We start from the raw sequence: 275 nt of genomic DNA on the forward strand, positions 1-275 counted from the left end.
GGTTTTCCACTGCGGATTGTTGCTTTCGCCCAGTCCATCCACCAGGTCAGATGCGCGGATCATGCGCCCGGGAACGTAGCTACCATCGTCGCGAGGCTCCAGCATTACCAGCATCGGCATGTCGCTGTAGCGGCGGCAGTAGTTGATAAAGTAGTCGCTGGGATTATCGAGATGAAACTCTTTTAAAATCACATGGCCCATTGCCATCGCCAGGGCGCTATCAGTGCCTTGTTTCGGTGCCAGCCACTGGTCGCACAATTTGGCCACTTCAGAGT

Annotated in this window: 1 protein-coding gene; it reads right to left on the bottom strand. The window is 54.9% G+C overall.

From position 1 onward, the window contains the following. A partial coding sequence (locus AC0IZJ_RS28470) for a hypothetical protein (RefSeq protein WP_471855621.1) occupies positions 1-275 on the bottom strand: 275 nt, incomplete at both ends.

The organism is Roseateles sp. AC306 (assembly GCF_979253795.1).